Annotated in this window: 24 protein-coding genes and 1 other annotated feature; of the genes, 23 read left to right on the top strand and 1 reads right to left on the bottom strand. The window is 42.1% G+C overall.

What is annotated here, in order from left to right:
• Nucleotides 1-18: 18 nt before the first annotated feature.
• The 20 genes from AA0Y26_RS15075 to AA0Y26_RS14980 all read left to right on the top strand — a co-directional run bounded on the left by AA0Y26_RS15075 (nt 19) and on the right by AA0Y26_RS14980 (nt 14,577).
• Nucleotides 19-1,245: a bifunctional folylpolyglutamate synthase/dihydrofolate synthase gene (locus tag AA0Y26_RS15075; RefSeq protein WP_413362905.1), complete on the top strand. Its 1,227-nt coding sequence runs from the start codon at nt 19-21 to the stop codon at nt 1,243-1,245.
• A gap of 26 nt (nt 1,246-1,271) precedes the next feature.
• Entirely contained in the window at nt 1,272-1,955 is a 684-nt protein-coding gene (locus AA0Y26_RS15070; RefSeq protein WP_413362904.1) for a hypothetical protein, read from the top strand.
• An 87-nt stretch (nt 1,956-2,042) separates the two neighbouring features.
• On the top strand, nt 2,043-2,630 hold the full coding sequence (locus tag AA0Y26_RS15065; RefSeq protein WP_413362903.1) for a Maf family protein: 588 nt from the start codon (nt 2,043-2,045) through the stop codon (nt 2,628-2,630).
• A gap of 13 nt (nt 2,631-2,643) precedes the next feature.
• Nucleotides 2,644-3,342 (top strand): RadC family protein, encoded by a 699-nt coding sequence (radC, locus tag AA0Y26_RS15060; protein ID WP_413362902.1) that lies wholly within the window; start codon nt 2,644-2,646, stop codon nt 3,340-3,342.
• Between the two features lie 464 nt (nt 3,343-3,806).
• On the top strand, nt 3,807-4,826 hold the full coding sequence (locus tag AA0Y26_RS15055; RefSeq protein WP_413362901.1) for a rod shape-determining protein: 1,020 nt from the start codon (nt 3,807-3,809) through the stop codon (nt 4,824-4,826).
• A 12-nt stretch (nt 4,827-4,838) separates the two neighbouring features.
• The gene (mreC, locus tag AA0Y26_RS15050; RefSeq protein WP_413362900.1) at nt 4,839-5,750 is read left to right on the top strand and encodes a rod shape-determining protein MreC; all 912 of its coding nucleotides are present in this window, start codon (nt 4,839-4,841) and stop codon (nt 5,748-5,750) included.
• Nucleotides 5,750-6,274 (top strand): rod shape-determining protein MreD, encoded by a 525-nt coding sequence (gene mreD / locus AA0Y26_RS15045; RefSeq protein ID WP_413362899.1) that lies wholly within the window; start codon nt 5,750-5,752, stop codon nt 6,272-6,274. Before mreC ends, mreD begins: the two co-directional genes overlap by 1 nt.
• 31 nt (nt 6,275-6,305) lie before the next feature.
• Nucleotides 6,306-6,974: a septum site-determining protein MinC gene (gene minC / locus AA0Y26_RS15040; protein WP_413362898.1), complete on the top strand. Its 669-nt coding sequence runs from the start codon at nt 6,306-6,308 to the stop codon at nt 6,972-6,974.
• Nucleotide 6,975: 1 nt separating this feature from the next.
• On the top strand, nt 6,976-7,773 hold the full coding sequence (minD, locus tag AA0Y26_RS15035; protein WP_413362897.1) for a septum site-determining protein MinD: 798 nt from the start codon (nt 6,976-6,978) through the stop codon (nt 7,771-7,773).
• A 79-nt stretch (nt 7,774-7,852) separates the two neighbouring features.
• Nucleotides 7,853-8,383 (top strand): peptidoglycan DD-metalloendopeptidase family protein, encoded by a 531-nt coding sequence (locus AA0Y26_RS15030; protein ID WP_413362896.1) that lies wholly within the window; start codon nt 7,853-7,855, stop codon nt 8,381-8,383.
• On the top strand, nt 8,376-8,990 hold the full coding sequence (locus AA0Y26_RS15025) for a site-2 protease family protein (protein WP_413362895.1): 615 nt from the start codon (nt 8,376-8,378) through the stop codon (nt 8,988-8,990). Before AA0Y26_RS15030 ends, AA0Y26_RS15025 begins: the two co-directional genes overlap by 8 nt.
• 40 nt (nt 8,991-9,030) lie before the next feature.
• Nucleotides 9,031-9,114: a sequence feature (ribosomal protein L21 leader region), on the top strand.
• Between the two features lie 16 nt (nt 9,115-9,130).
• Nucleotides 9,131-9,439, top strand: coding sequence for a 50S ribosomal protein L21 (rplU, locus tag AA0Y26_RS15020; RefSeq protein ID WP_008405205.1), 309 nt, complete (start codon nt 9,131-9,133; stop codon nt 9,437-9,439).
• A 17-nt stretch (nt 9,440-9,456) separates the two neighbouring features.
• Nucleotides 9,457-9,795, top strand: coding sequence for a ribosomal-processing cysteine protease Prp (locus AA0Y26_RS15015; RefSeq protein ID WP_413362894.1), 339 nt, complete (start codon nt 9,457-9,459; stop codon nt 9,793-9,795).
• Between the two features lie 14 nt (nt 9,796-9,809).
• Nucleotides 9,810-10,106, top strand: coding sequence for a 50S ribosomal protein L27 (rpmA, locus tag AA0Y26_RS15010; RefSeq protein ID WP_036156590.1), 297 nt, complete (start codon nt 9,810-9,812; stop codon nt 10,104-10,106).
• A gap of 212 nt (nt 10,107-10,318) precedes the next feature.
• Nucleotides 10,319-10,858 carry a Spo0B domain-containing protein gene (locus AA0Y26_RS15005; protein WP_413362893.1) on the top strand — a complete coding sequence of 180 codons (540 nt, stop codon included), beginning with the start codon at nt 10,319-10,321 and terminating at the stop codon, nt 10,856-10,858.
• Nucleotides 10,858-12,147 (top strand): GTPase ObgE, encoded by a 1,290-nt coding sequence (gene obgE, locus AA0Y26_RS15000; RefSeq protein ID WP_413362892.1) that lies wholly within the window; start codon nt 10,858-10,860, stop codon nt 12,145-12,147. The genes AA0Y26_RS15005 and obgE overlap by 1 nt, the downstream gene beginning before the upstream one ends.
• Nucleotides 12,148-12,171: 24 nt before the next feature.
• Entirely contained in the window at nt 12,172-12,627 is a 456-nt protein-coding gene (locus tag AA0Y26_RS14995) for an ACT domain-containing protein (RefSeq protein ID WP_036156597.1), read from the top strand.
• 85 nt (nt 12,628-12,712) lie between these two features.
• Nucleotides 12,713-13,585, top strand: coding sequence for a prephenate dehydratase (pheA, locus tag AA0Y26_RS14990; RefSeq protein WP_413362891.1), 873 nt, complete (start codon nt 12,713-12,715; stop codon nt 13,583-13,585).
• Nucleotides 13,586-13,594: 9 nt separating this feature from the next.
• Nucleotides 13,595-13,978, top strand: a complete 384-nt coding sequence (locus AA0Y26_RS14985) for a thiol-disulfide oxidoreductase DCC family protein (protein WP_413362890.1) — start codon at nt 13,595-13,597, stop codon at nt 13,976-13,978.
• 38 nt (nt 13,979-14,016) lie between these two features.
• Nucleotides 14,017-14,577 carry an NUDIX hydrolase gene (locus tag AA0Y26_RS14980; protein WP_413362889.1) on the top strand — a complete coding sequence of 187 codons (561 nt, stop codon included), beginning with the start codon at nt 14,017-14,019 and terminating at the stop codon, nt 14,575-14,577.
• Between the two features lie 106 nt (nt 14,578-14,683).
• Here AA0Y26_RS14980 and AA0Y26_RS14975 read toward each other — a convergent pair whose 3' ends face one another.
• The gene (locus AA0Y26_RS14975; RefSeq protein ID WP_413362888.1) at nt 14,684-15,211 is read right to left on the bottom strand and encodes a transcription repressor NadR; all 528 of its coding nucleotides are present in this window, start codon (nt 15,209-15,211) and stop codon (nt 14,684-14,686) included.
• Nucleotides 15,212-15,341: 130 nt separating this feature from the next.
• On the opposite strand from AA0Y26_RS14975, the gene safA reads away from it, so the two are divergent.
• The 3 genes from safA to ruvA all read left to right on the top strand — a co-directional run bounded on the left by safA (nt 15,342) and on the right by ruvA (nt 18,008).
• Nucleotides 15,342-16,349 carry a SafA/ExsA family spore coat assembly protein gene (safA, locus tag AA0Y26_RS14970; RefSeq protein ID WP_413362887.1) on the top strand — a complete coding sequence of 336 codons (1,008 nt, stop codon included), beginning with the start codon at nt 15,342-15,344 and terminating at the stop codon, nt 16,347-16,349.
• A gap of 3 nt (nt 16,350-16,352) precedes the next feature.
• The gene (locus AA0Y26_RS14965; RefSeq protein WP_413362886.1) at nt 16,353-17,168 is read left to right on the top strand and encodes a phosphotransferase; all 816 of its coding nucleotides are present in this window, start codon (nt 16,353-16,355) and stop codon (nt 17,166-17,168) included.
• Between the two features lie 219 nt (nt 17,169-17,387).
• Nucleotides 17,388-18,008, top strand: a complete 621-nt coding sequence (ruvA, locus tag AA0Y26_RS14960; RefSeq protein WP_413362885.1) for a Holliday junction branch migration protein RuvA — start codon at nt 17,388-17,390, stop codon at nt 18,006-18,008.
• Nucleotides 18,009-18,024: the final 16 nt, after the last annotated feature.

Here is an 18,024-nt window from a genome sequence, read left to right as displayed (position 1 = left end):
TTATTAGGAGGAACGAACATGATAATAGGATTTGAACATTACAAGGAAAAATGGCAGGTAAACAGTGAGAATGCAATAAAGCCTGGTCTTGATGCCATGAAACAGGCACTTGCTTTACTCAATCATCCTGAACAAGATACAGCCTGCATTCATGTAGCTGGAACAAACGGAAAAGGCTCGACTATTGCATTTTTGGAATCCATCCTTCGTGAACATGGGAAAACGGTAGGGAAGTTTACGTCCCCTTGTATATTGGATGTACATGATCAAATACAAATTAACGGTGAAAAAATAACTCCTAAAGAGATGGATACGCTCTTTCAAGAGATGAAAGAGAGCGGTCTAGACGGCAAATGCACAGATTTTGAATTATTGACGTGTGCCGCCTTTTTATACTTTAAAAAGCAGAAGGTTGATATTGCGCTTATTGAGGCAGGGATGGGAGGACGCCTTGATAGTACAAACGTTATTCTTCCACTCGTATCCGTGATCCCAAGTATCTCTTTAGAACATACGAATTTCCTGGGAAATACACTCTCTGAGATTGCAGCACATAAGGCAGGTATTGTGAAGCAAGGTATACCCGTGGTTGTGGGAAAACTTCCAGAGGAGGCTCTGAATATAGTCAAGCAAGAGGCAGTGAACAAAAATGCGCCTCTTTATATACTAGGGGAGGAGTTTACGATGGAAAACGATGGTTTTACATCACCTGAACTCCAAGTTACATCCCTTGAACGGAAGCTGCCGGGTGTTCATCAAGGAGAAAATATGGCACTTGCCATCAAGGCATTTTTGCTGACAGGGAACAGCGGGGAGACCGAACTGATAAAGAGAGGGGTTGCCAATGCTACACTTGCCGGAAGATTTGAAGAGGTGCTGCCGAATGTATACTTCGACGGGGCTCACAATCCTGCAAGTGTAGAGAAGCTTGTGGCGACGATTCGAGAACAGTTTCCACGTAAAAATATTGAATTTGTCATCGGGATGCTTGCTGATAAAGATGTAGAAACGGCTCTTCGCCTACTTGAAACGGTGAGCACGACATTTACCTTTGTGAGTTTTGATAACGAGCGTGCAATGAAGGCGAAGGATTTAATTAAGAAAAGCCATGCAGTTGATCGCCGGATTATACATGATCCGGTTAAGTATTTGCTGGAGCCAGTTGACGAGCACAGTATTAAATTTGTTACGGGGTCCCTCTATTTACTTGCTGCATTACGAGCGCAGCTTCTACGCGAAAAATAAAAGTATTTGTCGATAAATTTTAGGGCATGGGCGACAAGGCTCCTGTCCTTTTTTCATTTTTATTTGTTACTGTTGTGCTAGAGGTGATGACGATGTTTTCAAAGCAATTCATCAGTACAAAACAAATTTTCCGGGCTGCGGCTCTTGGTATGTTGATTGGGCTGGCAGGAGTAGGTGCTTTTGCTCTCTTTCTCATTACGGCAAACGATTCGGCCGAAGTCCAGGAAGCGAGCGAAAAGGAGGAAACTGTAGAAGCAAACGCAGCTCCGCAACAAACAGCACGGTTTTATGCAAGCCAGTATGGAGCCTTTACAACGTTCGACAGCGCTTCGGCTTTTTTAGCACAAAATCCTACATTAAATAAAGCGGTCGTTATTCAGGTAGCTGACACATTTTATGTATGGTCGAAAGTTGCGCTGGCCAAATTGACAGAAGAAACGGTTCCAGCTTCTTTCTCTAAATCCTTTCAGTTTTCCAGCAATGGGTGCTCAAAAAATACAATTGCTGATATACCAACCTATTTACAGGATGAAAATAAGCTGAAAAATAATTTTGAGGCAACCGACAAAGATGGAAAGCTTCCTGAGGAATGGACTACCTTTATCAAGAGCATTGCGCCTCTTTCGAATGACCTGAATGTCATTCGGCTGCATGCGTTAGCGCAATTTTATGGAGAAAATGATTGTTTAAAAATAAAATTTGACTCATAAAAAATGGGGAAAATAAAAATTTGACATATGGTTAGGGTTTTTCAAAAATTGAATTGTCCGCTATGATAGTGCTCAGGGGGGACTAACATGAAATTTACTACAACACACGAATTTGTACTCGCTTCTGCATCGCCGCGCAGAAAAGAATTGTTTGGGTTGCTTCATATTCCGTTTGAAGTGGTTACAAGCGATGTGGAGGAGACAAGTGTAACAGCACAAAGTGTACAGCAATATGTAACAGAGGTAGCATTGTTGAAAACGAGAGATGTAGCGAGAAAATGCCAAAAAAAGACGGTGATTGGGGCCGATACAATTGTCGTCTATGAGGACCGTCTGCTGCATAAGCCTGTCTCTCCAGAAGAGGCTGTTCAGCATCTGCAGACTCTGTCGGGAAAAACGCATGCAGTGATGACGGCAGTTGCTGTCATAACACCTGATGGAAAAGAATCAACCTTTGTAGAAGAAACAAAGGTTGTATTTAAAAATGTTCCACAATCTTTGATTGCGGCGTATGTAGCATCTGGAGATCCGTTCGATAAGGCAGGAGGATACGGCATTCAAACGGATGGTGTATTTTTCGTGGATCGCATTGAGGGCGATTATAATAACGTTGTTGGTTTACCGTTAGCATCTTTAGTAGAAAGGCTATTGTCACTGGATTATATTTCAATCTAAAGGAGTGACATATTTGACGCTTTCACCAGTTTCACAATTGAAAATCCGTGATGTCCATGAAGCAGACCGGCCAAGAGAGAGGCTAATTCGGCAAGGGCCGCAAAGTTTGTCGAATCAAGAGTTATTAGCTATCCTGCTTCGTACAGGTACAAAAGAGGAATCTGTATTGGCGCTTGCCAATCGCATACTGATGAGTTTTGAAAAGCTCCATGCATTAAGGGACGCCACCATTGAGGAAATGATGTCGGTGAAAGGAGTAGGAGAGGTAAAAGCTGTTCACATATTAGCTGCGATTGAGCTTGGCCGCCGCCTCTCGCAGAAAGAGATGAATGAGCGCTTTACAATCCGCTCCCCCGACGATGCTGCCCATTATTTGATGCCTGATATGTCTTCGCTTACCCAGGAGCATTTTGTCGTTCTTTTCCTGAATACGAAAAATCAGGTGCTACATAAAAAGACAATTTTTATCGGCAGTCTCAATGCTTCTATTGTGCACCCGAGGGAAATTTTCAGGGAGGCGGTGAAACGATCCGCCGCATCCATCATTTGTGCCCATAATCACCCGAGCGGCATTCCGACTCCAAGCCCGGAAGATATCGAAGTGACGACACGGCTGATGGAGGCAGGCCACATTATTGGTATTGAGTTAATTGATCATATTATCATTGGTGACCATCAATTTATTAGTATGAAAGAAAAAGGGTATGTTTAGAATTGTCGTTTCCTTTTAACTGGAAAATATAATGAGAATATAATCTATTTATTAATTCTAAGCTTGAGTGTTCAAGAGCGGTCAACCTGCAATCTGTTTGTAAAATGGTATTCTTTTCGTGAAAATACACAGGTGGAGATATTAGGGCTAAAAGGAAAAACTACGTCGTTTACCGGGCGTGGTTTTTTTGTTATATTACGATAATGTGACAACGAACCTTTTTTGGATGAATAACGTCATAGATTTGCAATGTAATTGTTAAAAGTTACATAGCTTTTTTGTTTGTTTCATCTCACAAATACAAATACAATAGAAGAGGTAAACTTTATTAGTAGCGAAATTGTGACAAAAAGTTCAGGAATGGGTGGTGTGGCACTACAATTTTGAACTTGTATCCGCTATAATAGAGCGTATGATTTCAGCTAACTCATAAGAACGGCTTGTATAGAAAGGGAGTACTTAATTTGTTTGGATTAGGAAATAAGGATGTCGGGATTGATCTTGGCACAGCGAATACATTAGTTTTCGTTAAAGGAAAAGGAATCGTTCTTCGTGAACCTTCTGTAGTAGCGAAAAATACAAAGACTGGTGACATTGTAGCAGTAGGGAATAATGCAAAAAATATGATTGGGCGTACACCAGGTTCAATCGTCGCGATTCGTCCGATGAAAGACGGCGTTATCGCAGACTTCGACATTACAACAGAGATGATTAAATATTACTTGCATGAAGCATTGAAAACATCAGGTTCGAACTGGAAAAAACCTAATGTGATGATTTGTGTACCATATGGTATTACATCTGTAGAACAACGTGCGGTTATTGATGCATCACGCCAGGCCGGTGCAAAAGAAGCATTTACAATCGAGGAACCATTTGCAGCAGCTATTGGTGCAAATCTACCTGTTTGGGATCCTACTGGTTCGATGGTTGTTGACATCGGAGGCGGTACAACAGAAGTAGCAGTTATTTCACTTGGTGGTATCGTAACGAGCGAGTCAGTACGTGTCGGCGGTGATGCAATGGATCAATCGATTATTACGTACATCCGCAAAGCATATAATTTAACAATTGGTGAACGCACTGCTGAAGCTATCAAAATGGAAATTGGTACAGCACGTGTAGAAAATGAAAACGAAAAAATGGATATCCGCGGCCGTGATCTTTTAACAGGTTTGCCGAAAACGATAGAAATTACATCAAAGGAAATCTCAGAGTCTTTACGTGAAGCCATTACGGCGATTGTCGACGGCGTGAAAAAGACACTAGAGCAAACACCTCCTGAATTATCAGCCGATGTAATGGAACGCGGAATTGTTTTAACAGGTGGGGGCGCATTGCTTCGTAACCTTGATAAAGTAATCAGTGATGAAACACAAATGCCGGTATTTATTGCCGAGGAGCCGCTTGATTGTGTAGCAATCGGTACTGGCAAGGCATTGGATCATATTGATTTAGTTCGCTCCCAGCAAATGAAGGGATAAGGAGGATAGGCAATGCCACATTTTTCAAATAAGAAACTGATAGTGCTTTTAGTAAGTGTTATTTTCCTTGTGGCATTGATTAGCTTCTCATTACGTGATCGTCAGAACGCGACATTTCCAGAACAGATTATTAAGGATACAGTCGGCTTTGCACAGGGTATTGTAGCAAAGCCGACAAATTACATAACAGGTATTTTCAGCGGAATTGAATCATTATTGAATACGTATGAAGAAAATAAACGATTGAAAATGCGTTTGGAGGAGTTTGCAGTACTGCAGACGAAAGTTCACAATTTGGAAAAGGAAAATGCCAATTTACAGGAGCTTAGCGATAAAGAACAGAGCCTGCTTGATTATAATCCAATCCATGCGACGGTCATTGCGAGAAACCCTGATCAATGGGAAGAAAAAATCATTTTAAATAAAGGTTCCAAGCACGGCGTGGAAAAAAATATGGCTGTTATGACAGCTCGTGGGCTTATCGGGAAAATTATTCTTGTGACGCCATATACTTCTGAGGTAGAACTTTTATATACAAATAATTCGAATTACCGTGTATCTGCATTAGTGCAAGCTGAAAAAGAGGATGTTTACGGACTTGTTGAAGGCTTCGATGCAGAACGAAACGAGTTAGTGTTAAAACGGATTGATTCCAGCAAAAAAATTGAGGTTGGGGAAAAAGTAGTATCCTCTGGTCTCGGGGGAATCTTCCCGAAAGGTATTCCGATTGGCGAAATTACTGAGGTGACGACAGATGATTTCGGACTGACAAAAATGGCATTTGTTAAACCATCTGCAGACTTCTCGCTATTAGAGGAAGTAATTATTGCAGAGCGTTCTATTACATCAATTGATGGCCTGGACGGTGCAGGAACGAATAATGATTTAACAAATGAAAATACAAAAGCAGAAGGTGACGAATAATGGTCCGATATTTAATACCATTCGTCGCCGTCCTGCTGTTTTTGCTGGAACCTGAATTTGCCAAGTTTTCTCCTATTTACTTTAAGGACTATACGGCCTATCTCGTACCGCGTTTCCTAATACTATACTTAATCTTCATTTCTATTTATTACAATCGTAAACGTGCAGTCATCTATGGTCTGATTTTTGGACTCTTGTATGATGTATTTTACATTGATATTATTGGATTATATTCAGTGCTATATCCATTAGTATGCTTCATCGCAGGTTGGAGTATTAAATTTATCCATCAGCATTTGCTTATTACGACAGTGCTTGCTGTGCTGCTTGTTGCTGGAATGGAGTTCCTGCTCTATGAATTCTTCCTGCTCATCGATTTTACGGCTATGCCATTTATGGAATTTTTAAATGGACGCTTATTACCAACAATCGGGGCAAACCTTTTATTTTTACTTATGCTCGGCTGGGCATTTAAATATTTAATTAATGCACGGCTGCTTGAGCGGGAACGCAGTATGACATAATAAAATGGAAGCGTGAGGTGTCACTTTAACTATGAAGAAGTCGTATGTCCATATCAAGGGGACAAAAGATGGACTAGTACTCCGACTGGATGACCAATGTGCTTATTCTGAGCTAGTCGAAGAGCTGGAGCGCAAAGTTTCAGAAGGTGGCATAGATGGTAAAGTAGAGGTGCAGCTTCACCTCGGGAATCGATATTGTACAGAACAGCAAAGAAAGCAGCTGACTGAAGTTGTACAAAATACAGGGAAGATGCGAGTTTCAAAGGTACAAAGTGATGTGCTCACAACCGAAGAGAGCAATCAGCGGATTTTACAACAAAAATGTGAAATTTATGCAGGGATCATTCGCTCAGGACAGATTGTCCGTTCTCCCGGAGACATAGTGATCGTGGGGGATGTAAATCCTAATGGTCGAATCGAAGCGGGTGGAAATATATACGTGCTCGGCAAGCTGAAGGGGATTGCGCATGCAGGAGCCGGAGGGAATAAGGAAGCGGTCATCACAGCTGCCTTTTTTGCGCCGACACATGTGTTAATCGCAGATCAGACGCAAATGATGAGCAACGAGCAACAATTTGTACTTAAGCATAGAGAACAACTATGCGCGTATTTGAATTCATATGGTGAAATTTCTTATAGTCATGTACAGGACATAAGAAAGCTTCGGCCATTTTTGAATACATTTAAAGGGGGAAGCTAATGTGGGTGAAGCAATCGTAATAACTTCAGGTAAAGGCGGGGTCGGTAAAACAACTACAACTGCTAATCTTGGAACTGCATTGGCTCTTCAAGGGAAAAAAGTATGTTTAGTAGATACTGATATCGGCCTTCGTAATCTAGACGTTGTACTAGGTTTGGAAAATCGTATTATTTATGACCTAGTCGATGTAGTGGAAGGCCGTTGTAAGCCAAACCAGGCGCTTGTGAAAGACAAGCGTGTCGATGACAAACTATTTTTATTACCAGCTGCTCAAACAACTGATAAAAACGCTGTAAATCCAGAGCAGATGAAGAGTCTGATTGAGGGCTTGAAACAAGAATTTGACTATGTGTTAATTGACTGTCCAGCGGGTATTGAGCAGGGGTATAAAAATGCTGTTGCCGGAGCGGATCAGGCAATCGTTGTAACAACCCCGGAAATTTCTGCGGTCCGTGATGCTGACCGTATCATAGGATTACTTGAGCAGGAAGCAATCGGAGCGCCTAAACTGATTATCAACCGAATTCGAAAGCATTTGATGGACAGTGGCGATACGATGGATATTACAGAGGTAACTTCGCATTTATCAATAGACTTGCTTGGTATCGTCATTGATAGTGAAGATGTCATCAGCTCTTCTAATAAGGGAGAGCCTATTGTAATGGATCCAAATAATAGAGCATCTCTTGGCTACCGTAATATTGCCCGCAGAATCCTGGGTGAATCTGTTCCTCTGATGAAGTTGGAGGAAGAGTCCAAAGGTGTTTTTGCAAGGTTAAAGTCCATTTTCTCAAAATAAATAGGAAACGTCCTTTAGTAATGAGCTAAAGGGCGTTTTTTTGTACTTACTGACATATGATAATAAAAAGGATGGTGACATGAAAGCATGGCAATGGCTTACCTCGCTTATTCTATGCGTTGTCATTTATATCGGTTTGAACAGTTCTAATGAATCGGTAAGGCACGTGATATCACGAATTGTTTATAGCACGGAGCATATGACAATGATGCGGCATACAGTAAGTGAGTTATTTTCACAAGAAGAGCTGGTGGAGGTTGCCTCGACTTCGAAGGGGGAGCTCGTGAAATTTGTAGCGATCAAACGGTATGATAAAGGATTCATGCTCGCCTATGAGGAGCCGGTGACAATTGCGGCAATACAATCAGGTGTCATTGTGTATACTGGGCATACTGCAAGGACGGGGAAAGTCCTTTCTATTGCTTATGACGATGGATATAGTGTGACGTTTGGATTCATCGATGATTTTTATCATTTGCCGTACAGTACGGTTGCAGCCGGTGAGGTCATCGGGGTAAAGGAAGCGGGCGAATTATTCATCCAAATTGAAAAAAACGGACGGGTGCTGAGCTTAGAAGAAACGGTGGAATGGCTAAAGCAATATGGGTAATATAAGAATCCATCCGGTGTTTTTGGCAATGCTGCTTATATGGGCATTGAGTGGACATATAGCGCATTATTTCCTTGTCCTCGTGTCTTTGCTTTGGCACGAGGCAGGTCACCTTCTTTTCGCGTGGCTTCGCGGGGTGAAAGTGAGAAGAGTGACCATGCTTCCTTTTGGGGCGAATATTCAATTTGCAACAGGACAAGCCCCGTCCTATACGTCTCTTATGTGGATCGCTGCAGGCGGACCGTTATTTACCCTCGTTGCCTATGCAGGCAGCTCATTTGTACCCACTCTGTTTCAGAAAGAATTTGCTATTATTCAACTAACCCTTCTTCTTGTAAATTTACTTCCTATTTATCCGCTTGACGGTGGACAAATTCTTTGTAATTTTTTATTGAAAATGAACCCAAAGAAAAAGATCTACGAGTATTATATATCGCTTTCCTTAAGTTTTATTACTATAATAGTGGTAGTAACATTCCTAATGCTACCACAATCTATTTTCCTAGCTGTCTTAAGTCTCTTGTTATGGAGCGAAGTAATAGGAGAATGGAGATTCCGGAAGTACCGTTCAGCATTTGAAAAAGTTGTAATGAATCGGTTGACTTGAAAGGCGGAGCGTGGTAGTATTTTAATGTTATTGTTTGTAGCACCCGCTACAACCGCACTGGCAAGGTGCCTAAGAGCCGCGAAATGCGGTCACCTTTCAATAACAGGCGAGTCTTAGTTTATTAGAGGAGGTGCATTTTAATGTACGCAATTATCGAAACTGGTGGTAAACAAATCAAAGTTGAAGCAGGTCAAGAAATCTATGTTGAAAAACTAGGTGTAGCTGCTGACGAAATCGTTACTTTTGACAAAGTTTTATTCGTAGGTGGAGAAACAGTTAAAGTTGGTGCTCCAACTGTTGCTGGCGCTACTGTAACAGCGAAAGTTGTGAAAGAAGGCAAGCAAAAGAAAATTACTGTTTTCAAATTAAAAGCGAAGAAAAACTACCGTCGTAAACAAGGTCACCGTCAACCATACACTAAATTAGTTGTTGAAGCAATCAACGCTTAATCAGTGAGGTGAACCGAATGATTACGGTAACTATTTATAGCGATGAAAATCGTAAATCGTATGGATTTGAGATTTCAGGACATGCCTTATCTGATGTATATGGCCGTGATCTTGTATGTGCTGGTGCTTCTGCTGTTGCCTTTGGTGCAGTAAATGCGATTCATCATATCACAGGCATCCAGCCGCAAATCGAACAGGGCGCTGAAGGCGGCTATTTATCTGTAAAATTGCCGAATGACCTCGATCCTGAAACAGACGATAAACTACAAGTAATCCTGAATACTATGGTTACACAGTTCTACACAATGACTGCTAGCTATTCGGATTATATTGAACTAAAATATAAAATGGTGTAGGAGGTGGAACAAAGATGTTATTACTAACTTTAGATCTTCAGTTCTTCGCATCTAAAAAAGGTGTAGGTTCTACAAAGAACGGTCGTGACTCTGAGGCGAAACGTCTTGGTGCTAAACGTGCAGACGGTCAATTCGTAACTGGTGGTTCAATTCTTTACCGTCAACGCGGTACAAAAATCTACCCAGGTACAAACGTAGGCCGTGGTGGTGACGATACTCTATTCGCGAAAGTTGATGGCGTTGTAAAATTCGAACGCATGGGCCGCGATAAGAAAAAAGTATCTGTATACCCAGTAGCTCAAGAAGCATAAAAAAAACGTAGACAAAGTCGTTTTGACTTTGTCTACTTTTTTTTGAGGACTAGGAAATGATGGGTTTTTAAATGATAGAGATACCTCATAACTATGTTTTTCTTTGGAAAAGGCAGGATTTCCTGTATGGATTATTGGAATGTTCCAAGTATTACGTTTTGAAGGAAAAGTAATTAAAAAATTGTTATACTAGGTAGGATAACAGTAGTGGGGTGAGTGAAGGTATGGGGCAGTCGTTTACGGTAAAAGACGTGTTACGTTTTACCAATCATGATTTTTTAAATCAGCTTCATTTGATTAAAATGAATCTTGACCTAGGTCGGGTGGAAGAAGCAAAGGAGCTTATCAATGAAATTTCACTGCAATGCCAGCAGTTTTCAGGTTTAGGGAAAATCGGATGGCCTAAGACGGTTGAGTTTTTACAGACGCTAAAATGGCGCCACCCTGAATTTTTAATTACCCTATCAAGCAATGTAACGGAATCCTTAAACGAACGATGGGACGAGCCGATTGTAGAATACTTGGAAGAGACAATTATTCATGTGCATGAGCGATTAGATGTTTTTTCAGAGCAATATTTGAAAATCGAGGTTGCAGGTGCTGCGGGTGGATGGAAAGTAACCGTTCATTTTACCGGGAACTTTACAGAAATACCGCATTTTCATACAGAAACGGAAGCATTCTATGTAGAGACGCTGGAACAGACAGCCGTGTCATTCAAAATAGCAATGCAAAATAGGGAGTGGAAGTAATGTTTGTCGATCACGTAAAGATATACGTTAAAGGTGGAGACGGCGGAGACGGAATGGTTGCATTCCGCCGTGAAAAATATGTACCAAATGGCGGACCAGCCGGCGGAGACGGAGGACATGGTGGAAATGTTGTCTTTGTAGTGGACGAAGGTCTTCGAACGCTAATGGACTTCCGCTATAAGCGCCATTTCAAGGCGGAACGTGGCGAGCATGGTATGAGTAAAGGAATGCATGGACGCCGTGCAGAAGATCTGATTGTTAAAGTGCCGCCAGGGACAGTAGTAATCAACGCAGAAACAAAGGCCGTTATTGCAGACTTAGTAGAAGATGGCCAGCGTGCTGTCATCGCAAAAGCAGGTCGTGGAGGCCGTGGGAATTCACGCTTTGCAACTCCAGCAAACCCTGCCCCAGAGCTTGCTGAAAAAGGTGAACCGGGTCAAGAACTGGATGTAATTTTAGAATTAAAAGTATTGGCAGATGTAGGGCTGGTAGGATTCCCTTCTGTTGGAAAGTCAACACTGCTTTCTGTTGTATCGGCAGCGAAGCCGAAAATCGGCGCATATCATTTTACAACCATCGTACCGAACTTAGGAATGGTAGAAACGGAAGATGGCCGAAGCTTTGCAATGGCTGACCTGCCAGGCCTGATTGAAGGAGCCCATCAAGGTGTAGGTCTTGGTATGCAGTTCCTGCGACATATTGAACGCACGCGTGTAATCGTCCATGTAATTGATATGAGCGGCATGGAAGGCCGTGATCCATATGATGATTACGTAACGATCAATAAAGAACTGGAAGAGTATAACCTTCGTTTAACAGAACGTCCACAAATTATTGTTGCAAACAAAATGGATATGCCGGGCGCTGAAGAAAACTTGGAAGAGTTTAAAAAGAAGGTTAAAGAGGATGTAAAGATATTCCCAATTTCAGCTGTTTCCCGACAAGGGCTAAAGCCATTATTATTTGAAATCGCTGACTTGTTGGAAGTAACCCCTGAATTCCAGCTTCATGAAATTACAGAGGAAGAATCCGATGCAACAGTTCTTTACAAACACGAATCGAAGAAGGATAATTTTGACATCACACGTGATGACGACGGTGCATTTGTCCTGTCGGGCGGTTCAATCGAACGTTTATTCAAAATGACAGACTTCAGCCGCGAAGACGGTATTCGTCGCTTTGCACGTCAATTGCGTGCGATGGGAGTTGACGAGGCTCTGCGTGAACGTGGTGCAACTGATGGTGATACGGTACGCCTATTAGAATTTGAATTTGAATTTATTGACTAAGGTTTTAGCTTTGGAGGGAAGAGTATGAAAAACGTTGCTAATCAACGGTATTATTTAGTGCGTGAAGATGTACTGACAGACGCGATGCAAAAAACATTAGAAGCGAAGCAATTGCTTCAAAGTGGACAGGTCGCCTCTATTTGGGACGCTGTAAAAGAAGTGGATTTATCAAGGAGCGCCTTTTATAAATATCGTGATGCCGTTTTTCCCTTCCACTCCATTGTGCAGGAACGTATATTAACTGTATTTATCCAATTACAGGACCGTAAAGGCGCATTGGCGAAATTGCTGGAGCTCGTATCAGAAGCACATTGCAACGTACTGACGATCCACCAGACGATTCCAATTCAGGGACGGGCAAATGTTACGCTCTCACTTGATGTCACAAGTATGATTCATGAACTGGATGAATGGATGCAGACATTGAAGAGACTGGATTTTGTAGAATCAGCGGAAGTCATCAGTTCGGGCGCATTATAAAGAGCTAGGAGCGCAAGCATGCGCTCCCTCTTTTTTATCTATCATTAACTGAAAATTTAGAAACAACAGATATGGAGGCTATAACATGTCACAGGAAAAGTGGGATAAACGAATTGCTTATTTAGGGCCAGAAGCATCATTTACTTATTTAGCTACAAAAGGGTTATTTCCGGAAGAATGGCTGTTCCCTTGCTCAACCATACCAGAATGTATCGAGGCAGTATCCGATGGGAAAGTTGATTTAGCGGTCGTCCCGATTGAAAACGCGCTAGAAGGTTCTGTCCCCTTAACGGTGGATTATTTATTCCACGAGGCCAATCTATACGTTACGGCAGAAGTTTTATCGAAAATTCAACAGCATTTGATGGTACATAAAAATCAGGTCGACCAATGGAAAAATATTAAAGCCATTTATTCACACCCGCATGCACTTGCCCAATGTCATAAATATTTGTTTTATAATTTCGGTGGAGTCCCTCTTAATCAGTATTCATCTACCGCTGCTGCTGCAAAACTCGTGTCTGAATCACCGGATGAATGCATTGCCGCGATTGGCAATTATTCCGCAGCTGAAAGGTATGGACTAGAGGTTGTAGAGCAGAATATTCATGATTTTCACTTCAATCATACACGGTTTTTTGTTTTATCGAAGGAAAATAGCAGAATGCCAAAAGAGCAGGCAAGCAGCGGACCAAAGACAACATTTATGCTGACATTGCCAACGGATGGGTCCGGAGCTTTACATCAGGTATTATCTGTATTTGCCTGGCGGAAGCTGAATTTGAGTAAGATTGAATCGCGTCCACTTAAAACAGGATTAGGAGATTACTTCTTCATTATCGACGTGTTGGCGGATGAAGAAGAGTCAATGATGAAGGGAGCTGTGGAAGAGCTGAGGGCTCTCGGTTGCTCCGTGAAGTCACTTGGTACATACTATACATATAACACACCGGAATGAGGGGATTAGATGCGAATCATTTTATTTGACGGTATATGTAATTTCTGTGATGCCAGTGTGCAATTCATCATGAAGCGGGACAACGGTGCTTTTAAGTTCGCATCACTTCAAAGTGATATAGGACAAGAGCTTGTTACCCGCCACAAACTTCAAGGAATTGATAGTCTTGTGCTTATTGAGGAAGATAAAGCTTATACAAAATCAACAGCTGCTCTTCGTATTGCGAAAAGGCTGAAGGGTTTATGGTCAGTTTTATATATTGGTATCATTATCCCAAAACCTTTACGTGACCCATTGTATGATCTATTTGCTAAAAATCGCTACAGATTGTTTGGAAAGAAAGATGCCTGTATGCTGCCGACTAAGGAGGAGCGTGCCCGCTTTTTATCGTGATATAATAGGAGAACTATGATGAAAAGGTGGCAGCGCGTATGGACTGGAAGCAACAACTATTAAACTATTCGCCCTATAATGAGCAGGAAGCGGCAGACCAACAGGTAATAAGGACATGCTTGGACACATTTGAGGATGTATTGACGAGAAACAATGCAATCGCCCATATGACATGCTCAGGCTTTGTTGTGAATCCGGACCGTTCAAAAGTTTTAATGGTACATCATAATATTTATCATTCATGGAGCTGGACAGGTGGACATGCTGATGGAGAAACTGATTTCCTAGCGGTGGCATTGCGGGAAGTTGAAGAGGAAACAGGAGTCAAAGGAACACCTGTTACAACAGATATTTTTTCACTCGATGTACTGACGGTTGTAGGACATATGAAGAAAGGTCGTTTTATCACACCGCATCTTCATTTAAATGTAGCTTATTTAATTGAAGCGGATGAAACACAGTCTTTACAAGTTGCAGAAGCAGAAAATAGCGGAGTTGCATGGCTGCCGATCAGTGAAGTGAATGAGTATTCCAAGGAAGAGCATATGAAGCCGATTTATAATAAAATTATTGAAAAGATAAAAACTACGATTGATTGAATAGCTTTTCAATATGAAAGAACAAAATGGCTTTGATTTATGCCTTTTAAAGTTAATGAGTAGTCAAATAAAAGAGATTGCCAGCGTAATAGCATGGCAATCTCTTTTAATTTTCCACCAGAAGCCCTTTTTCTCGGAGCCTGTCTACCGCTTTATCAAGTAAATCCTCGCTTGATGCGGAAATTACATGAAGGTGTGTTCCGCCTGTAAGGGCAGATAAAAAGTTTGCATTCGTTTCCGCTAATTTGTCTAAAAAGAGGTCAACCTCAAGCCGATTGGATACAAGGATGGACGCCGTAATTTCTCCGTATACCGCATGCTCAATAATGACATTTTCCACTGTGACACCGCAATCGACAATTGTGTAAAGCTCTTCCCGAGTCTGTTCACCTGTATGCATGCAGACAATCTTCCGCTCGAAAATGCCTGTACGCTGCTCCTCCATATACAGGTAGCCTTGGCTTGTTGCAACAATCGGTTCATTCCGGGCCTTCAAGAGATTCATATCGTTTACAATCACTTGACGCGATACATTTGTATGTTTTGCTAAATCAGTGCCAGTTATGGGCCTTTGCTGTTGTTTTAATAAAGTTAGAAGCTTTAGACGGCGCTCCTCCCCCAGCAATTTCTTCATATATATCACCTCTGTATGTCAAAAAACAATTGCTGTAAGCATAGTGTATCATGACAGTTGTCGTTGCGCCCAAAAATTGTGTCGTTTTTTAGATGTAGGCATATGCTATAGCGAGAAAAGGAGGCAATGCATGCGAGTTCATATTGTGCAAAAGGGCGATACCTTGTGGAAAATCGCAAAACAGTATGGGATTGGTTTTGATGAATTGAAGCGACTGAATGCGCAACTAGCGAATCCTGATTATATTGTGCCTGGAATGGAAATCTTCCTTCCGGAAAAAAGCGGCATGACTGGAAAGGAAGCCGTTAAAGGAGACAAAAGTAAAGTAGTCCATGAGATGAAGGAGAAGGAAATGGAGTGGAAGCCTACTAAAGAATTGCAATATGTGGAGGAACCGGCAGAGGTACCACAGCCGATGCCTCAACCACAGCCAATGCCAATGCCTGAACTTCAGCCGGAACCAACCTATAATCCATACGCCTTTATGCCATCTATATACCAGATGGCCTATATGCCAACCTACCAGCAGCCGATCTATCAAATGCCTGTTTACCAACAGCCGATACTTCAACAGCCAATACTTCAACAGCCAGTACAACAACCCATGCAGCAGCAGCCGGTGTTCGAAGAGTCTACTACTGATGAGTCCGTAGAACAAATGCCTTTTGAGGAGATACCATATGAACACGAGGAATACCAGCAGCCAATGATGTACCATCCACCAATGCATCACCCGCCAATGCATCATCCATCACCATGTGGATGCAATCAGCCGATGTTCCAGCAGCCGGCATATGATTGCCACCAGCCGATGTTCCATCACCAGCAATATGGCTGCCACCAGCCGATGCACCACCACTCACCGTGTGGCTGCCACCAGCCGATGCATCAATATCCAATGCATCAGCAGCCAATGTTCCAGCAACCGATGTATCAGCAGCCAATGTACTACCAACCGATGGATGACCAATTAATGTACCAGCCTGTTGATGTGTGTGAATCCAGCAGACCGTTTTGTCCAGATAAGGAAGAGCAAGTAAAAGGGTATTATGAGGATATTAAGCAAATTGAAAACGCTGCAAAATCCCCATGCGCGCCAAACCCATTTCCGCATTCCACACAGCAGCATTGGCGATAGGCCATGCAATTAAAGGAGAACTGCTGGCGCTATGATACGGAAACGGGCGCGTTTTTTGTTAAGTATTATGAGGATTCATTTGCAGCAAATAAAGTCCGATTCATACATGAACAGTTAACGAAACAGAAGTTCCCTTATATTGCTCCCATGACATCTAAAAGAGCAACACCTTATATCGTACACAAATGGATAGAAGGAAAGCCAGCCAGCTATGAGAAACGGGAAGACCGAACGAAAACTTTAGCGATGCTGCAGGCCCTGCATGAAGCGACGATTGGCTGGGAGGGCCCATACTTGCCGAGGCAGGACTTGCGCAGAAAATGGGAAGCTAGATTATCAAAGTTCATTAGTAAAGAAAGGGAATTAACTCCTTTGCTGGGCGCTAATTTCCATACGATTGTAAGTCTTGGAGAACTGGCGCTCAAAAAGATGAAAACCCCTAAAGATACTACTCACTCGCTGCTTCATGGAGATGTAGTACATCATAATTTTCTATTAGGCGAAACGCCGGTATTAATCGATTTTGACTTGGCCTGTCTAGGAGACCCTTCGGAAGAGGTTATTTTATGGATGCATCGTGTCTTGCCTCATATGCAGTATGATGTAAAAGCTTTACTATATGAGCAGCCATACGCAGAAAATGTGCGGCATAAATTGGCATATCTTATTTACCCGAATGAATTGCTTAGAGAATGGCTGTATTTACTACAGATAAGCGAGTCACAAAAAGAACACTTGCTCAAGTATGTAAACCCCTTCACAGAAAGGTCTTTGTTTATGTGGTCGAGAATCATGAAACATGTACATGAGCTATCATGACCGCCTGCTGGCAGGCGGTTTCTTTTTGTGAATAATAAAAGGTAAACAGCAATTGGTATGAGCTGCATACTTTTTTCCAGCAGGTTTTAGGTCTGTAGTATAGCTGTAGTTGGCAGGAGAGGGAGGGGGAAGCAGGAAATTCCGATAAAAAGTATGTTGTTCGGGGAAAAAAGCGAACAGTATGGTATAATATCAAGGTTGAATGTGAGGGGAAATGAAATGTACGATTATATAAAAGGACAAGTTACACGTGTGACACCGGAATACGCTGTATTAGATGTACAAGGAATCGGCTACCAGCTGTATACACCAAATCCATATGCATTCCGTGTCAATAACCAGCTTCAGCAAATTTATGTACATATGCATGTGCGGGAAGATGCACATACACTATTTGGCTTTACAAGTTTAGAGCAGCGGGAATTGTTCCGTAAACTGATTCAGGTTTCAGGCATCGGTCCAAAGGGGGCCCTTGCGATTTTAGCGAGTGGTTCACCAACACATGTCATTCAAGCAATTGAAATGGAGGACGAAGCATTTTTAGTAAAGTTCCCTGGTGTCGGCAAGAAGACGGCCCGCCAGATGATCCTCGACTTGAAAGGGAAGCTGGGTTCACTAATGGATGTGATGGAGCTGCCTAGTGCTGAAGATGAACTGCCGTTATTTGGTGTCAATCCGAATAAGCAAGAGCTTGAAGAGGCGATGCTGGCATTAACGGCGCTTGGCTATTCTGAAAAAGAGCTGCTGAAAGTAAAGCCGCAGCTTGAAGAGGATGACTCTCTGGCTACAACGGACGCCTATATGAAACAGGCACTAAAATTATTATTAAAGATGAAGTAAGAGAGGGGGACCGAAA

This window comes from Lysinibacillus canaveralius (assembly GCF_047301505.1).
GTDB lineage: Bacteria > Bacillota > Bacilli > Bacillales_A > Planococcaceae > Lysinibacillus_B.
This window is presented reverse-complemented; position numbering and strand designations above follow the sequence as displayed.

Excerpts from the sequence above, each read along its gene's own strand:
- AA0Y26_RS14965 (WP_413362886.1), top strand. The coding sequence starts at position 16,353 with ATGCAATTAAAGGAGAACTGCTGGCGCTATGATACGGAAACGGGCGCG.
- minC (WP_413362898.1), top strand. The coding sequence starts at position 6,306 with ATGAAGAAGTCGTATGTCCATATCAAGGGGACAAAAGATGGACTAGTA.
- AA0Y26_RS14975 (WP_413362888.1), bottom strand. The coding sequence starts at position 15,211 with ATGAAGAAATTGCTGGGGGAGGAGCGCCGTCTAAAGCTTCTAACTTTA.
- safA (WP_413362887.1), top strand. The coding sequence starts at position 15,342 with ATGCGAGTTCATATTGTGCAAAAGGGCGATACCTTGTGGAAAATCGCA.
- AA0Y26_RS15015 (WP_413362894.1), top strand. The coding sequence starts at position 9,457 with ATGATTACGGTAACTATTTATAGCGATGAAAATCGTAAATCGTATGGA.
- AA0Y26_RS15070 (WP_413362904.1), top strand. The coding sequence starts at position 1,272 with ATGGGCGACAAGGCTCCTGTCCTTTTTTCATTTTTATTTGTTACTGTT.
- AA0Y26_RS14985 (WP_413362890.1), top strand. The coding sequence starts at position 13,595 with ATGCGAATCATTTTATTTGACGGTATATGTAATTTCTGTGATGCCAGT.
- mreD (WP_413362899.1), top strand. The coding sequence starts at position 5,750 with ATGGTCCGATATTTAATACCATTCGTCGCCGTCCTGCTGTTTTTGCTG.
- AA0Y26_RS14995 (WP_036156597.1), top strand. The coding sequence starts at position 12,172 with ATGAAAAACGTTGCTAATCAACGGTATTATTTAGTGCGTGAAGATGTA.
- rplU (WP_008405205.1), top strand. The coding sequence starts at position 9,131 with ATGTACGCAATTATCGAAACTGGTGGTAAACAAATCAAAGTTGAAGCA.
- AA0Y26_RS15065 (WP_413362903.1), top strand. The coding sequence starts at position 2,043 with ATGAAATTTACTACAACACACGAATTTGTACTCGCTTCTGCATCGCCG.
- AA0Y26_RS15030 (WP_413362896.1), top strand. The coding sequence starts at position 7,853 with ATGAAAGCATGGCAATGGCTTACCTCGCTTATTCTATGCGTTGTCATT.
- AA0Y26_RS15025 (WP_413362895.1), top strand. The coding sequence starts at position 8,376 with ATGGGTAATATAAGAATCCATCCGGTGTTTTTGGCAATGCTGCTTATA.
- AA0Y26_RS15075 (WP_413362905.1), top strand. The coding sequence starts at position 19 with ATGATAATAGGATTTGAACATTACAAGGAAAAATGGCAGGTAAACAGT.
- rpmA (WP_036156590.1), top strand. The coding sequence starts at position 9,810 with ATGTTATTACTAACTTTAGATCTTCAGTTCTTCGCATCTAAAAAAGGT.
- ruvA (WP_413362885.1), top strand. The coding sequence starts at position 17,388 with ATGTACGATTATATAAAAGGACAAGTTACACGTGTGACACCGGAATAC.
- pheA (WP_413362891.1), top strand. The coding sequence starts at position 12,713 with ATGTCACAGGAAAAGTGGGATAAACGAATTGCTTATTTAGGGCCAGAA.
- mreC (WP_413362900.1), top strand. The coding sequence starts at position 4,839 with ATGCCACATTTTTCAAATAAGAAACTGATAGTGCTTTTAGTAAGTGTT.
- AA0Y26_RS14980 (WP_413362889.1), top strand. The coding sequence starts at position 14,017 with ATGGACTGGAAGCAACAACTATTAAACTATTCGCCCTATAATGAGCAG.
- obgE (WP_413362892.1), top strand. The coding sequence starts at position 10,858 with ATGTTTGTCGATCACGTAAAGATATACGTTAAAGGTGGAGACGGCGGA.